Here is a 14288-nt window from a genome sequence, read left to right as displayed (position 1 = left end):
TTCGCCATCCGGAGCCGCTTCGCCGGCCACCCCAGCTGTAGCGACAAGACACGTAATGCACTAAGATTGAAACCGGACCACCCGATAGGGGCAGGCCAGGCCGCGGTGCGGTATCGCTGGCAATAGTCTTCGCCGCATAAATAGGAGCCCCCCTTGATGGTGAAGCGCGGCACATCGGGGGCGAAGGGGCTATCGGTCCATTCCCAGACATTGCCGATCATGTCATAGGCGCCGGTCAATCCTGGCTCGAAGCAGCCGACGGGCGCAGTCCCGGCAAACCCGTCGCGCCGCGAATTGAGCACCGGGAAGAGGCCGGTCCATATATTGGCGCGGAGCTTGCCGTCGGGTGCGCGGACGCCGGATTCCGGATCCATCGGATCGAAAAGCCCGAGGCTGGCAGCATATTCCCACTCCACCTCGGTGGGCAGGCGCCCGCCCGCCCAGTCAGCATAGGCACGCGCGTCGTTTTGCGTGATATGCACCACCGGATGCAGGTCGCGGCCCGCAAGGTCGGACTTTGCGCCATCCGGCGTCCGCCATGTCGCCTCCGCGTCCAGTGACCACCAAGACAGGAAAACCTCGGGGGTTTCGCTGTTGCTGAACCGGGCGGAACCCCCACCCCGCTCTGCCTCGGTGATATAGCCGGTCTCTGTCGCGAAGGCGGCGAACTGGCTGTTGGTGACCTCGTGCGCCTGCAGGCGAAAAGGTGAGACAAGGACCTTCCGAGGTGGCCCTTCCTCCGGGAAGACCGGATCGACCCCCATCACGAAACTGCCGCCGGGGATTTCGACAAAGCCGCCAAGCGTGGTTTCATTCAAGTCGCAGACGCGTCCCTGCGAGGATGCTGGCATGACGCGCCCATCCAACGCGAGGGCGCCCACGGCCACGGCCATAGCGGCCAGTGTAGCAGCGACAAACACGCGCTTCGGTCTGTTTGTCATCAGTTTGCTCCGAAATAGGGAAAGGCGGAGGGTGCGGTGTTGTCGCCCCTCATTGGTTTTGGGCGGGTTCAGCGGCTTTCAGTGAATGGCATATTTCATCGCGGCCGATCCGGCTCGGCAGTTCCCGATAAGAGCGGCCTCAAAAGGCCCGACGCGAACTTTGTCCATGGCCAACCAGCGGCTCAGGGTGAGGATCGTGCCGTGGATCAACCAGCAGGAGGCCCGGTGAACCGGAATCCATGCCAACTGGGCGTGGTGCCCATGGTCCGGCATGGCCATGACCCTCTGTTGACCCTGATCAGCCTCAGCCATTGCCCCGTGTTGCCATCTTCTCGAGGATGCGGTGCGCCGTTTCATATCCGCTGTTCTGATTCTGGCCGGTGATCAGGTTGCCGTCGATCGTGGTGTGCGTCGCAAAGGGGTCACGGAACGCATGCTGACATTCGTAGATCGCGCCCAGTTTGCGCAGTTCCTCTTCCGGGTGCTTGGGCGTGACTGCGATGCCGAAAGTGTTGATCTGACCGTTGGTGACACCAGTCACGCGGCGGCCCTTGACGAGCGGCTCGCCGTCGATCCCCTTGGCGCCACAAAGCCCCAGAGCGCCGTGGCAGACCGAGCCGAGGATCTTTCCGGCCGCATTGGCGCGCGTGATGAAATCGCCCAGATCTTCACTTTGCATCAGATCATACGCCGCGCCCCAGCCACCGGCCATGAAGATCACGTCGTAGTCGTTGGGATACAGATCAGCGATGGCCTTGGAGTGCTTCAGGTCATGCATCGCCTTCTCGTCTTTCATGAATCGCCGGTCGTCCTCACAGGCGAGCGGCCAGGACCAAGACCCTGGCTGGATCGGAATGATGCCACCTTTTGGCGAGGCCATCTCGACCTCCATGCCGGCGTTGACGAACGCATAATAGGGCACCGTGAATTCCGAGCCGAATGCGCCCGTGTCGCGTTTCAGAGGGTCGAGGCGACTGTGATTGGTGCAGATCATCAGCGCACGCCGCCCCTTCAAGTCGAAATCGGGGATGGTGTAGTGGCGGTGAATGCCCAGAAATCGCAGGAATGCAGGCAGGTAAAGGGAGATGAGAAGGGTCAGAAGAGCCAAAACCAGAAGGGTAATGACGATCCAGTTCATGACAGGTCTCCGAATGCGGGTGAATGAGCGCAAGCGCCGAACCGGGGGCGCCGATTGAAAGTCGGATCAATTTGCCGGGCGACGGACAAACATCCGGACAAGACGCAAGAGGCCGTAGAGACCACCCAGCAGCGCGAGGACAAGACCGGCAAGGTATGGCCAGTATTTGGGGATTACCTTCTCCAAGAGGTTCGAGAACACCTGCGCCTCGGCATAATCCTCGGGTCCAAGTTCAAGCACACCCGTTTCGTCGGCATAGGCCTCGTATTCGGCGCGCATTTCGGTGAACAGTTCCGGGTTTTGGGACGAAAGATCGGTGGTTTCACCCGGATCGACCGAAAGATCGAACAGCCGCCATGTGAAGTCTCCACGCGGCAGCGCGGTGCGTACGAGTTTCCAGTTGCCACGGTAGAGCGCCGCATTGCCACTGACCTCGAAGCCAAAACTCTTGTCCGGGCCACGGGTCTTGGTGCTTGCGCCCGAAAGAAAGGGCAGGATGCTTTGGCCGTAAAGCGCATCAGCGTCATAGGCGACCCCCGCTGCGTCCAGAAGTGTCGGCATCAGGTCAGTCACATGGACTGGCGCGTCCTGAACGCCCGTGACGTTCACGCCCGGACCCGCCATGACCAAGGGTACCCGCAGGCCGCCCTCGCTGGAGTAGAACTTGTAGAGATTGAACGGAGACGCCTCGACCGAGGCCCATTCCGGACCGATGGCGGTCAGGCTGCCGGGCAGACCCATGTTTTCGTAGGATGTGTCCAAGCCTTCAATGCGATGGATGCCGCTAAGAAGCGTGTTGACCACGGGGTTTTCCAAGCCGACGACCCCCGATTCAGCGCCGTTGTCGGAGGTCACGACGACGATCGTGTTCTCAAGCTTTCCCGAATCTTCAAGATGGTCAAGAAGGCGCCCGATGTGGAAATCGGCGGCCTCCTTCATGCCTGCATTCACCTGCATGGCACGCGCCGCTTCTGCCTTTTCCTGCACCGACAGGTCATCCCAGGCACGGTGGTCTTCATGCACCGGGGCCAGTGTCGTGGTCGGGGGCACAAGGCCCAGCTTGATTGCGCGCTGCCAGCGTTCCTCGCGCATGACGTCCCAGCCCTTGTCAAAGACACCATCATATTTGTCTATGAATTCGGCCGGGGCCTGAACGGGGATGTGCACGGCCTGAAGGGCCAGAAAGCCGAAAAATGGCTGATCGGCGTCACCTTCGTCGATGTATCGGATCATCTGGTCGACAAGGTTCCGCGAGGAGTAGAAACCTTCGGGCAGGCGGACCGGCTTGCCATCCTCGTACCAAGGCACCTCCGGGTAACCCGGCAGATAATGCGTATGGTCATAATTGCTGCCACCGGTCGAATCCATCACATAGGATCGTTCAAAGCCAAAGCGGTCGGGCAAGTTCTTGCCCTTGGCACCGATACCCCATTTCCCGGTCACATAGGTCTGGTACCCGGCCTCTGACAGAAGCGAAGCGACCGTCGTCTGGTTCTCGTCCCAGAGCATGGAATAGGCGGGCAGTTCGAGCTGTTCGGGCGTCACGGATTCGACCAGCGTGCCGATGCCTGTCTGGTGATTGTCAAGGCCCGTCATCAGCATGGCCCGGCTTGGCCCGCAGAATGGCGAGGTGTAGTAGCGCGAAAAGAGCGCGCCAGACTGCGCCAATGCGTCGACATGCGGCGTCTTTGCGTCGGCACCATAAGCCCCGAGTCCGGTGAAGCCGACATCGTCGAATAGAACGATGAGGATGTTGGGGCGCGTGTCCTGCGCGGCCACAGGCAGGGCGGCACTTGCCGTGAGAGTCAGTGCACCCAGCACGGTGCGAATGGATACAATCATGCTACGGGCCCTTCTTGTTCAATGTGAAAAAAGTTCCTACCGCGGCGCTTCATGGCTGCGTCGGACGGACGGCGACCGATGTCGCAGGGTTCAAGTCGTCATTCGGATCGATCAGGACGCCCGCAGGGAACGAGACGGAGACGGCCGTATCAGCGGCGTCGAGGCACAGAACATGGTTGTTGTCGCCATCGCCCAGGTCTGCCAATGCGGCGGGGGTGATCTCGCGCTCGGTGCCATCCACGGCGCGCACGACCACACGGTAAAGTTCACGAGCCGCATCGCCGGGCTCGTCACCATTGGCCAGAGTGACCCCGCCCGCCCAGACCACGCGTACCGCTTGCCGGATACCCACCAAAGGGCAGTCGTCGCCATCTGTGCGACGCTGGCCAAGGCCAAGGTCTGGGGTGGTCGGGTCGACGATGTCGGCCAGAATGAGGCTCGGGCCCTCCGCCAAGGGGGTGACAGCAACCTGCGCCCCGCGGAAATCCAGCAACCCGTCGATCGAGTGTAGGTGACTGACGATCTCGACTGACACCGGTGGATCGGTTGCAGCCGTCCCGAATTCACCCACAAGCAGCACCGTGCGCAACTCGCCGGCATCGGTCGCAGGCAGGAGCGTGACGCAATGCGGCTCACCCGTTGCGCCAGATGATGTGGTGACTTGGAAATCGCTCACTTGCAGGGTGCTGTGGTCGATCTCGGTCGAGAAGATCACCGGCATCCCGTCCATGCCGGGCGCGCCGCGGCAGATCAGACGGGACAAAAGTGGCAGGTTGTTGTCGAGCCCGAAGAAGGCGGACAAAAGCGTGGCCGTCGGGTGGCCGATTTCGTGAGACAATTCCGCGTCGCGGGTCTTATCGGTCAGTTCAAGGCCGTCGACGTCCGCCCAGGTCGGCGCGGCAAAGGTGATCGCGTATGACAAAACTGCGAACGCAAGCCGACAGACAGCAATATCGGCGCGGCCTTCGGTCTCTTTATCGGCTTGGGATAAGTGTGGCATACGTCCCTCCGCGTGTTCTGGATGAACAGCATATACAGCGAAGGATGCGCCTTTCGATCGCAGGCCAGGATCACCTGCGGCCAGAGGATATTCATTTTCGGCCAGGATGCTTTGGGACCTGCGTCTGGTGGCGGAAGGCTTTCGGACTGATCCCCGTCCAACGCCTGAAACTGCGTGCGAAGTTCGAAGACGTCTCGAACCCGAGCGTCCCCGCAATGGCCTTGATGGGTTGTGTGCTGCCGGACAGAAGCGTTCTCGCGCGCCGCTCGCGGACTTGATCCAGAAGCATGCAATATGACGTCCCCGACCGATCCAGTTGCCGACGAAGACCGCGCTCAGAGTAACCCAGATCCTTCGCAACCTCCGAGAGGGAAACTGTGAGGGACGCCGCCCCTTCAAGAACACGAACAAGCTCGGAGACCGGTGACGTCTCGAACATCGTTTCCTCGGCAAATTGCTCGCAAAGCTTCAGAAGCCGTGCGTGATTGATCGGATCAGCACCCGGAAGCGGTCGGTCCAACAGGGATCTTCGGAAGATAATCTGGTTTTCGGCGGCGGAGAAGCGGATGGGGAAGCCGATCTTCGCTTCCAGCGCATTCCAGCCGTCAGGTGTCTTGATCGCCATCTCGGCGCGGGTCGCGACTTGGTCGGTCCTTAACATTGCGTTCAGAAGGCCGTTCATGGCGACGAGGGCACTGCCGAAGCCGAAATACTCGATGTCTCCAAAAGGAAATTTGGATCGCAGACGAAGGGCTGCTTCCCCTGCTGGCAGATCCGCTTCACCGTCGATCAGGCTGACGTCGAAAGCGGGAAAGTTCAGGGGAAAGAACCGTGTCAGAATGTCCAGCCCGTCCTCGAAACGGATCGCATTCATGGCTGTATATGCAGGCAAGCCGATGTAGGTGGGTTGAAACCGTTGGCCGAGGGTGATGCCAAGATGCCGTTCGCCAGTTCGTTCCATGGCATTCAGAAAAAGGCGCCGAAGCGGTTGAAAGCCGCACCGGAAATGCGGATCGCTCAACTGGCTCTCCGACAGTCCCGTTTCTGCAAGCAGCTCGGTTTCCGGAAAGCCCTGTTCACGGAGTGTCCGAAAAACAAATCCCGGGTAATTCATCGGGAGGGCGGGATCGTCCGGTGTGAAACTCTTGCGTAACATCGGTGGTCGTTCCTGATAAACCACAGAGATAGTAACATATTACCGGGTATCGGCGATGAGTCGATCACGCGCGTACCCCGCCCCGCTTGTGCCTGCGGCATATCACACGTGCAGTTAACGGCAGATACGACGAGCGGCGCAAAGGCGCTATGAACGGCAGCCAACGACAGCTCGGGCTCAAGCGCGCGGACTTAGGTCGTCTCTTGCGAATGACGTTGCCGCATCGTGCCCAAGGCCGACGTTTGAGCAGTTCGACAGTGTCAGGATGATCGGCGCATGGCGAGTTGCAATAACGGTCTGCTGTTCTTGAACGGCCATGCGATCCGGGTGCCGCTGCTCAACGCCTCACTGACCGCCTGCGAGCCGCCGGAAAACCATACGAGGTTGTCACCACGGCCATCGCATGCAAGCTCATCGCGAACGCGCTCTGTGACCTTCGCCGGACGTGGGCCAATCAAGCCGCCCGAGAAACGCAGTTGCCAAGACGTACTCGTGAGCTTTGCCGCAAAGAAGAGGGGCAGGTTACGCACAATCAGTTGCCGGTCAGAAATTCTGCCAGCACGAAGCCCTCTGTCTGCATTGCCCGAGCCAGCTGGGCGGAGCTGTATCGGCTGTCATGAGTAATCTCTGGCCCGGCCCAAACGGGACGCGGAAAATCGTGAAGTTCATGGGGCAATTCGACGTCGCAGGTGACCAACCCGGCAAGAGGACCAAAATACTCGTCCACCTCCCAGAGAAGACCCGCGAACAGAATTTCATGCCGCCGCTTCTCGAGGCCGGGAGAGCTGGGCAATTCGGCGATCATGTCTCTGGCCTGATCGGGCGACAGCTCGAAATGGAACTCGCTGCGCGAGACCCCGGTGCGGTTGCCTTTGATTGTCAAGGTCGCCTTGCCGTCACAGTCGCGGATGCGCGCCTTGCCGGTATCGAACCGCGCGATCAGATAGTCCTTGATCAGATGAGACACAGAAGTCTGATCGCGCCAATCATCCCCCAAGACAAGGAATTTTCGTTCGATTTCTATAGCCAAGTGGCGCCTCTCAAGTCTGCGACGACGTGACCGCCGTCGGTAAATGTCGAAAAATGCAATACGGATTCAAGAAGAAAAGACAGGTTTTCCGGCTTTTATGCCTTCTTTCCCGTCAGCTTTCGCAGCCCCTTACGCATGCCCGGGCATTTCAGCATCTCCGCGGCCTTGGCCGAGGAGATCACGATCCTGTCGCGTTTCCGCTTCTCGGGCCAGCGCTTCAGCATCTTGGTCACGTGCAGGTCGTACAGCGTCAGGAGGACCTTCTTTCCGCCTTGGCGACAAATGACGACCGTCTTGCGATCCGGCTGAATCCGGCCTCTCAGACCCGCCTCCTCATAGGCTTCGCGGCGGGCCGAAGCCCGACCCGACATGCCCGGAATGCGACGTCCCTTGGGGTGGATCCATTCCTTGCCATCCGGCCGACTGACCAGGACAATCCGTTTCTTTCCCTCGCCTGGCAACTGGCAGATCGCCCCATATCGCTTTTCAGGCATCGGGCAGTGCCTGTACGAATGACGCCCCGGAAATCGCAAGGCTCTTGTTGCCGAAACGCTTGTCCAAGCTGACATCGCGACCGAACCAGTCGGGCGGGCTGAACGCCTCCGCCTCCTCTGCCGAGGCAAATTCGACCTCGACGACGACCAGCGGTTCCAGATCGCCGGCGAAGACGTCCAGTTCGAAGCTGAGTCCCCCCTCCCCGAGCCGCCCTGTCCAGCGCGTCTTCTCGATCCGACGTCCTTCGGTCTGCGGCCAAAGCGTATCGAACTGGTCCCTTGCGATCTCGATCTCGCGCTCTCCGCGCACGATCCCGCTGCCTGTCTTCACGCACAGCACAAAGCGCGCATCCGTCTGGCGCAGTCGGACCTCGACCGTGTCCTCGGGCACCGTCAAATAGCCTTGGCGCAGCGATGACCGGCTGGCGGTCGACAGGTCTGGCATCGTCGCCACCAGGAATTTACGTTCGATCTCGATCGCCTTCGTCATGACCTCAATCCTTTTCCATGCGCTTCTGCAATTCCTTGAACACATCCCTGTAGGCCTTCGCAGAGGGGCGATCCGGTGCGAAGGCCAGCAGCGGCGCCCGGTTGACCCCCATCCGTTCGACATCCGTCGCGAAGGGCAGAACGGCGTCAAGCATTTGCTTGGGATAGGTTTCACGCATGCGGGTCATGGTCTCGCCATGCAGCACCTTCTGACGCTGCACCATCGAAAAGAACGCCGCGATCTTCTTCTTGGACACCTTGATGGCGTCCTGTCCCTCGACGAACTCCAGAAGCTGTTCGAACGTCCTTTCGGACAGGGTGGTCGGTATGACCGGCACCACGATCAGGTCCGCCGCCTGCAACACGTTCTCGGACAGGGTCGAGATGTTTGGCGGGCAGTCAAGAACGATGACATCATAGTCGGCGCCCACAGCCTTCATCGCCTTCTTCAGTCGCGATCGGCTGTTCTTCATCCGCGACAGGAAGACGTCGAAGTCGCGAAAGGTCATGTTTGCCGGAAGGATGTCCAGGTTTTCATAGTCGCTGCCACGGATGGCCTTGGCCACCTGCTTGCTCTCTTCGAAGAAGGCCTCGTTCTGCAGCTTCTGCGACGGCTTGACCCGGAAATAGAAGCTGGCCGCGCCCTGAGGGTCCAGATCGCACAGCAGGACACGGTTGCCGGCTTCGGCAAAGGCATAGGCCAGATTGACCGAGGCCGCCGTCTTTCCGACGCCCCCCTTGTTCGAGTAGCACGCGACGATCTTCATCTCAGGTTTCCTTGTCGTGGAACAATGCGCCAAACCGCGAGCGGATCTCGGCGCCGTCGAATTTCAAGAAGCTGGTCATGATCCGTGCGCGCTCCTCTTTCTGGCGCTCGTGCAGCACCGCGATCAGGGCACCGATGCTTTGTGCCAGCGCAAGGTCCCGCTTGTGACCAAGCGGTTCGTGTCGGTCCAGGAAATCTTGCAGGAAGGTCTGCTGCACCGAATAATCGTTGAAAAGGCCCAGATTATCCTGCAGCCGCTTCAGGGGTTTCAGGATCGGCTTCACCGCTGCCGCCGGATAAAGCGGCGCGAAGAATTCCATCAGGTATCGCAGTTTCTTGCACAGGATGCGCAGCTCGTGGACCTGCTCGTCCGGGGTGTCTGCCGTGATCGTCCGGGCCAGGCGGCAGACCTTGCGGTACCGCTTCCAGATCAGACGACTGCCGAAATCGTCAATACCGGTCCCTGCTTCAGGGCCCCTGCCCGCCCCATCTGAATCTGCGAAGGCAGCCATGAAAGCCCGCATCGTGCTGTCATATTCGCCGCTGACAAGGCGTGCCGACAACCTGCGATGGGTCTTGCGGCGTTCCTTGCGGAACATCCCAAACATCAGCCCAAGGCCCTCGTGCAGGGTTTCCGGCAGCATCGCAAAGTAATCGTCTTGCGCCAGAAGATAAACATCCAGGTCCCGCAGCCGCCCCGTCGGGGCCATCAGCTCGGATGCGATGCGTTTGAACTCGGCGGTGCGTTCCTCCGAATATGCGCCCTTGAAAAGGCTCAGGACCGAGCGGACCTTGCGCAGAGCCACGCGATAGTCGTGCAGGAATTCGGTATCATGATCGGCGATGATGCCGGCTTCATTCTGACGCGCCACCTGCAAATAGGCGGCGATGATCCTGTTGGCAGTGTGCCCGGCGGTATCATCCATGGCGATGGCGACATCGGGCTTGGCATCATATCGGACCTGGTCCGGAAACAACATCGCGGCAAGGTCCGCCGAGCGGTTCGGCGCACTGTCTGCCGCCGCTTCAAGATGGGCCCGCAGCTGATCCATCGCCTTGCCATAACCCCGCAGGGGTTGCAGATCCGTGATCGTGATCGCTTGGCCGTCCCCTTCCGGGAAAAGCGTGGTCAGTCGGGCGCGGGCCAGCGTTTTGTCGTCGTCATCCGTAACCGACAGGTCGCGATGGCTGATGGTGCCAGAGCCGGCGCTCAGCAGGCTGCGCAGACGAGGTGCATGCTGCAACGCGGATTTGACCGGGCCGTCGGCGAGTTCATTGACAAACCTGTGCTTGGGAGATGCGTCCTGCGACATCACTTGGCCGGCACCCAAAAGCATGGTCAACTGCTTGCCCGACCGCAACAGCAGCTGGTCTGCCCGCCGAACCGAGCCGACATGCGTGTCCAGCACCTCGAAGGACGTGTGGTCGCCAACGCTGTGCACCTCGAGGTGCAGTGGTTCGATCCCGGTTCCAAGATCCTCATCGGGCAGTTCGCCGGACAAGATCAAGACGCTGCGTTGAGGCTGCTTCACGACTCCTTGGACCCTGTCTTTTTCAGATACCTGTTCACCAGATCCTCGATGATCTTCTGCACGCTCGTATCCTCTTCGATCGCGCGCGTTTTCAATGCTTTGAGTGTCTTGCGATGAAGTCGCAGAGACGTATTCGCCTTCTTCGCATCCTCGGAACGAGGACTTTCAACCTTGTTTTTCGGCACGGACAACACCTATCGATATGACGTCATGATGTCACAAATTCTTGCACGACCGCAAGGGCATCTGAAAAACTTGGCCATTGCGTGATTTTGCCCATCTTCCCGACATCTGTGACCTGAAACTGTCACCTAACTGGGCGATAATCGGCAAAGCCAGCTCTGCAAAAGAACTTGGGTGGCACAGACACTGTCATCAGTCTTCTAAGAAGGAGCGCATCTTGCAAAATGCTATACTGACATTCGATGGTCTTTTGCCACTCTGCGGACGCGCCGAGGCATCCGAGAATTACTTCGAGTTCCGGCTCAACGCGAACCTGAGCTGTGCACAGTTGAATGAACTGCATCGGGCGACGATCGTGCTTGATGGGCGGGCGGAAATGGTGCTGGTCGAGAGCACTGCCAGATTTGATTCATGCCCAGGCCAAAAGGGCACAGTCGACCGATGTATGATCATATTGCGACGCAACTTCCTGTCCCCTCCGCGCATGCAGAAGGCCCAGTGACGTCGCGGCAATTGTGGCTTGCGCCATTGGGCTGGGCGCCATTGGGCTGGGCGTCATAGCCAATGGCTCGGGGGTTCGCATGGACAAGCGGTTTCATCATGCCCACATGACTCACATCGATTGTCAGGACGGGATCAGGGTGAAGGCCCGAATGCCGCCCCTTGGGCCCAAGTGTCTTTCCGACCGCTGGTGACACAGCACTGCGCCAGCAAGACTGAAATCCGGCCTCAATGCCCGGAAACAGGTTTCAGACCCACGATGCAGGCGACGATACCGAGGATCAGCAGGATCCGTGCGGGGTTCGCCGCCTCTCCGTATAACATAAGTCCGACGGCTGCCGTTCCGACCGCGCCGAACCCGGCCCAGACTTCATAGGACGTACCCACCGGAATCGTTTTGGTGGCCGTGTTCAGGCAAGAGGAGCTGAGCGCGATGCAGGCTGCGAAGGCAATTGTCCAGGACAGGTTTCAAAAGCCGTCGGCATAACGCATCGCGGTGGTGAAACTGAAGTGGCTTCTAGTAGATGCCATGTTCGACAATGTCGTTCTCAGCGCGCGGCGGGATGCGGTGCTGAGGGCGGTGCGAGACCATGACATCTCGCAACGCCGGGCCTGCGTTATGGTCGGTGTCGATCCGAAGACGGTGCGGCGCGCGCGGCCGCCCGACAATTTGGAGATCCGTGCAGCGATGCAGGAAATCGCAGCGCTGCGCCGGCGGTTCGGCAAACGGCGCATCGGGCTGCTGGAGCGCAGGGGCATGCTGATGAACCCGAAGAAGCTGTATCGGCCCCACCGCGACGGAGGGATCTCGGTCAGGCGGCGAAGGGGGCACAAACACGCGCGTGGCACACGCACGCCGATACCCTTGGCCGTGGTGCCGAACCAGCGCTGGTCGCTGGACTTCGTGGCGGAGACATTCGGGGCGTCGCGCAAGGTCCGGATCCTGGCGGTGATCGACGATTGCTGCCGCGAGAACCTGCGTCTGGTCGCCGAAGCCAGCATCTCGGCAGCTAGGGTGGTCCGCCAACTGGATGCGCTGGTCAGGATTTATGGCAAGCCGGCTTGCTTCGTTAGCGACAATGGGATGGAGTTCACCAGCCGTGCCATCCTGAAATGGGCCGATCAGAACGACACTGCTTGGCATGACATCGACCCCGACTGGCCGTAGCGAGAATGGCTTCATCAAAAGCTTCAACGGCAGCCTGCGCGACGAACTGCTGACCGAAGATATCTTCGACACCTTTTATGACGCCCGCCGCAAGATCGCCCTCTGGCATGAGAGCTAACAGCTCACAATCTAGCGACTTCGCCAGTTGAAACCTGTCTTCGCAAAAACATATGCTTTCAGAATGACCCCGTTGGCTCTAAATCGTCAAATGTCCGAAGAGAATGCAATACGCTCTGACAAGCGGTCCTCGACGCAACTCGCGTAAACGGCAGGAGAAACCTGACAATGCATGATCCAGACGACGATCCGGCATACGGCACTCATATTGTCCTACTTAAAAGCAACACTCGGCAGGCCGATTGGCGAAGAGCTAATCCTCTTAAATATCGAGCGCACCTTCTGGTACACAGAGCACTGGTCTCGGGAGAGATCAGCAAAGAGCCTTGCGAGGTCTGTGGCGCGGAAACTGTTGACGCGCACCATGATCGATATGACGAACCGTTGAACATCAGATGGCTTTGCCGGAGCCACCACATCAAGTTGCACCGGTATGGCGAAGATATGTTCCCAGTGGCAAGACGGCGCGAACCGCGAGAGTAGCTTTCGGACCAAAGGACGCATCGCTTTTACGCTGCACCTTGAATACTAGGGCCAGTTGACAAATGGGATTCACACAGCGCCGCAAGCGCGATTCAAGCTGGTATCTTTGATGGAGACCCGCGTGGCACGAGACCTGATGTCGGACGAGGAATGGAAGTTCTTTGAACGGTTCACCCCGATAGTCCGCGCCCGAACGGGCGCAAACCGATCAACCACCGCGTTGTTCTCGATGGGATTTTCTGGATCGGGCGCACGGGTTCTCCTTGGCGCGATCTGCCGGATGAGTTCGGCAAGTGGTCAAGCGTCTACCGCCAGTTCGGGCGTTGGACGCGGGCGGGGCTCTGGGAGCAGATCATGGACGCCCTGAACGAAAGCGGCGCTGTCCGGCATGCACTGCAAATGATCGACAGCACCGTGGTTCGCGCCCATCATCAGGCAGCGGGCGCCAAAGAGGGACCCCGCGATGGGGTTTTGGCCGTTCGCGTGGTGGCTTCACGACCAAGATCCACCTCCTCGTCGATGCAGCAGGGCTGCCCATGAGGACGGAGATCACCGCGGGGCAAACTTCCGACTGTCTCGGTTTCGATCTGGTCATGACCAACAATCTGCCGACACCGAGTGTCCTGCTGGCCGACCGAGGCTATGACGCTGACAGCATTCGTAAATCCATGGATAAACGCGTGTCATGCCGGTCATTCCGAGGCGCAAGTCCCGCAAAAAGCGCATTGGCGTGGGCCGATCACTCTACCGGCTGCGAAACCTGGTCGAACGGTGCTTCAACAAGCTGAAGAACGCCCGCCGTGTCGCCACCCGTTACGAAAAGACTGCGGAGAGCTTCCTCGGTTTCATCGACATCACGTCGATACGCCTTCAGCCCACTGAAACGCGAGCAGAACAGGCGCTGCACGTACCAAGCGCGCAAGCCAGTCTGGCCGACTGGAAGGGTGCTGCCTCTCAGATGGCCTCCGAACCTGCCGCATTCGTCCTGGACCGGCGCGATGAAAGGTGTGTCATAAGCAGGTGGGATCAGCCGCAACTTCTTGCTGAGTCTAGCAAAATTTCACGCCTGTAAATTCATTCCTCTGTTGAACCTGCGTCCCGCAAGGCAGGGATACAAGCGGCAGAAGAACAAAAAACCTGCCCTCGCCTTTCCCATCGGCGCACAGCGATAGCATTCCTATTACCAACAGCTTGAACCCGAAACACGAACCGACTCGGGCGTGACAACCTTCTTTAAAGGCAGGTCCGCATCTGGGAATGCGCCAGCCGACAATGTGGTGCCTGCGGGCCTACCCCTTCAGGACGAGGGACTTGTTGATGTGACTTTGGTGGGTTGGTGAGTGTCGTTGTGAACCGGGCCGGGTTTTCCGGAGGCTGATCGGGATTGGTTGCGCGGCCATGTCTTCAGCTTCCAGGGCGGCGTAGAAGTTTGCCTCCGCTTCGGCCGG

16 protein-coding genes and 2 pseudogenes are annotated in these 14288 nt (G+C 59.7%); 4 read left to right on the top strand and 14 right to left on the bottom strand.

The window, feature by feature from the left end:
* The 13 genes from IE00_RS18790 to IE00_RS18735 form a co-directional block, all read right to left on the bottom strand.
* Positions 1–818: SUMF1/EgtB/PvdO family nonheme iron enzyme (locus IE00_RS18790; RefSeq protein WP_205949716.1), on the bottom strand; the 818-nt coding region annotated here is incomplete at its 3' end.
* 201 nt (positions 819–1019) lie between these two features.
* On the bottom strand, positions 1020–1253 hold the full coding sequence (locus tag IE00_RS18785) for a hypothetical protein (protein ID WP_072298698.1): 234 nt from the start codon (positions 1251–1253) through the stop codon (positions 1020–1022).
* Complete coding sequence (locus IE00_RS18780) at positions 1246–2079, bottom strand: type 1 glutamine amidotransferase domain-containing protein (protein ID WP_072298697.1); 834 nt, start codon at positions 2077–2079, stop codon at positions 1246–1248. The genes IE00_RS18785 and IE00_RS18780 overlap by 8 nt, the downstream gene beginning before the upstream one ends.
* Positions 2080–2145: 66 nt before the next feature.
* Positions 2146–3921: a sulfatase-like hydrolase/transferase gene (locus tag IE00_RS18775; RefSeq protein WP_072298696.1), complete on the bottom strand. Its 1776-nt coding sequence runs from the start codon at positions 3919–3921 to the stop codon at positions 2146–2148.
* 49 nt (positions 3922–3970) lie between these two features.
* A complete protein-coding gene (locus IE00_RS18770) occupies positions 3971–4921 on the bottom strand; it encodes a hypothetical protein (protein ID WP_083554524.1) in 951 nt (316 codons plus the stop codon).
* Positions 4922–5012: 91 nt separating this feature from the next.
* Positions 5013–6077 (bottom strand): AraC family transcriptional regulator, encoded by a 1065-nt coding sequence (locus IE00_RS18765; protein WP_072298695.1) that lies wholly within the window; start codon positions 6075–6077, stop codon positions 5013–5015.
* A 260-nt stretch (positions 6078–6337) separates the two neighbouring features.
* Positions 6338–6607, bottom strand: a complete 270-nt coding sequence (locus IE00_RS20455; protein ID WP_205949715.1) for a hypothetical protein — start codon at positions 6605–6607, stop codon at positions 6338–6340.
* A 2-nt stretch (positions 6608–6609) separates the two neighbouring features.
* On the bottom strand, positions 6610–7107 hold the full coding sequence (locus tag IE00_RS18760) for a CYTH domain-containing protein (RefSeq protein WP_072298694.1): 498 nt from the start codon (positions 7105–7107) through the stop codon (positions 6610–6612).
* A gap of 95 nt (positions 7108–7202) precedes the next feature.
* The gene (locus IE00_RS18755) at positions 7203–7601 is read right to left on the bottom strand and encodes an NUDIX hydrolase (protein WP_072298693.1); all 399 of its coding nucleotides are present in this window, start codon (positions 7599–7601) and stop codon (positions 7203–7205) included.
* Positions 7594–8091, bottom strand: a complete 498-nt coding sequence (locus tag IE00_RS18750) for a CYTH domain-containing protein (RefSeq protein WP_072298692.1) — start codon at positions 8089–8091, stop codon at positions 7594–7596. The genes IE00_RS18755 and IE00_RS18750 overlap by 8 nt, the downstream gene beginning before the upstream one ends.
* A gap of 4 nt (positions 8092–8095) precedes the next feature.
* The gene (locus IE00_RS18745; protein WP_072298691.1) at positions 8096–8857 is read right to left on the bottom strand and encodes a ParA family protein; all 762 of its coding nucleotides are present in this window, start codon (positions 8855–8857) and stop codon (positions 8096–8098) included.
* Between the two features lies 1 nt (position 8858).
* Entirely contained in the window at positions 8859–10388 is a 1530-nt protein-coding gene (locus IE00_RS18740) for a CHAD domain-containing protein (protein ID WP_139291546.1), read from the bottom strand.
* Entirely contained in the window at positions 10385–10573 is a 189-nt protein-coding gene (locus tag IE00_RS18735) for a ribbon-helix-helix protein, CopG family (protein WP_072298700.1), read from the bottom strand. The genes IE00_RS18740 and IE00_RS18735 overlap by 4 nt, the downstream gene beginning before the upstream one ends.
* Positions 10574–10650: 77 nt before the next feature.
* Between IE00_RS18735 and IE00_RS18730 the strand changes: the two genes are divergently transcribed.
* Positions 10651–11073 (top strand): hypothetical protein, encoded by a 423-nt coding sequence (locus IE00_RS18730; protein WP_139291545.1) that lies wholly within the window; start codon positions 10651–10653, stop codon positions 11071–11073.
* Positions 11074–11300: 227 nt separating this feature from the next.
* Here IE00_RS18730 and IE00_RS20980 read toward each other — a convergent pair whose 3' ends face one another.
* A complete protein-coding gene (locus IE00_RS20980) occupies positions 11301–11525 on the bottom strand; it encodes a multidrug efflux SMR transporter (protein WP_371328461.1) in 225 nt (74 codons plus the stop codon).
* 49 nt (positions 11526–11574) lie between these two features.
* On the opposite strand from IE00_RS20980, the pseudogene IE00_RS18720 reads away from it, so the two are divergent.
* The 3 genes and pseudogenes from IE00_RS18720 to IE00_RS19585 all read left to right on the top strand — a co-directional run.
* Positions 11575–12346: pseudogene (locus IE00_RS18720) on the top strand (DDE-type integrase/transposase/recombinase); the annotation flags it as partial.
* A 183-nt stretch (positions 12347–12529) separates the two neighbouring features.
* Positions 12530–12745: a hypothetical protein gene (locus IE00_RS18715; RefSeq protein ID WP_170864216.1), complete on the top strand. Its 216-nt coding sequence runs from the start codon at positions 12530–12532 to the stop codon at positions 12743–12745.
* A 204-nt stretch (positions 12746–12949) separates the two neighbouring features.
* Positions 12950–13711, top strand: a pseudogene (locus IE00_RS19585) (IS5 family transposase); the annotation flags it as partial.
* Positions 13712–14288: the final 577 nt, after the last annotated feature.

This window comes from Paracoccus sp. SM22M-07 (assembly GCF_001887735.1).
In the GTDB taxonomy this organism is placed as follows: domain Bacteria; phylum Pseudomonadota; class Alphaproteobacteria; order Rhodobacterales; family Rhodobacteraceae; genus Paracoccus.
The sequence above is the reverse complement of the archived record's forward strand: the minus strand, read 5'-3'. Positions and strand labels throughout refer to the sequence as shown.

Excerpts from the sequence above, each read along its gene's own strand:
- IE00_RS18785 (WP_072298698.1), bottom strand. The coding sequence starts at position 1,253 with ATGGCTGAGGCTGATCAGGGTCAACAGAGGGTCATGGCCATGCCGGAC.
- IE00_RS18780 (WP_072298697.1), bottom strand. The coding sequence starts at position 2,079 with ATGAACTGGATCGTCATTACCCTTCTGGTTTTGGCTCTTCTGACCCTT.
- IE00_RS18775 (WP_072298696.1), bottom strand. The coding sequence starts at position 3,921 with ATGATTGTATCCATTCGCACCGTGCTGGGTGCACTGACTCTCACGGCA.
- IE00_RS18770 (WP_083554524.1), bottom strand. The coding sequence starts at position 4,921 with ATGCCACACTTATCCCAAGCCGATAAAGAGACCGAAGGCCGCGCCGAT.
- IE00_RS18765 (WP_072298695.1), bottom strand. The coding sequence starts at position 6,077 with ATGTTACGCAAGAGTTTCACACCGGACGATCCCGCCCTCCCGATGAAT.
- IE00_RS18755 (WP_072298693.1), bottom strand. The coding sequence starts at position 7,601 with ATGCCTGAAAAGCGATATGGGGCGATCTGCCAGTTGCCAGGCGAGGGA.
- IE00_RS18750 (WP_072298692.1), bottom strand. The coding sequence starts at position 8,091 with ATGACGAAGGCGATCGAGATCGAACGTAAATTCCTGGTGGCGACGATG.
- IE00_RS18745 (WP_072298691.1), bottom strand. The coding sequence starts at position 8,857 with ATGAAGATCGTCGCGTGCTACTCGAACAAGGGGGGCGTCGGAAAGACG.
- IE00_RS18715 (WP_170864216.1), top strand. The coding sequence starts at position 12,530 with ATGATCCAGACGACGATCCGGCATACGGCACTCATATTGTCCTACTTA.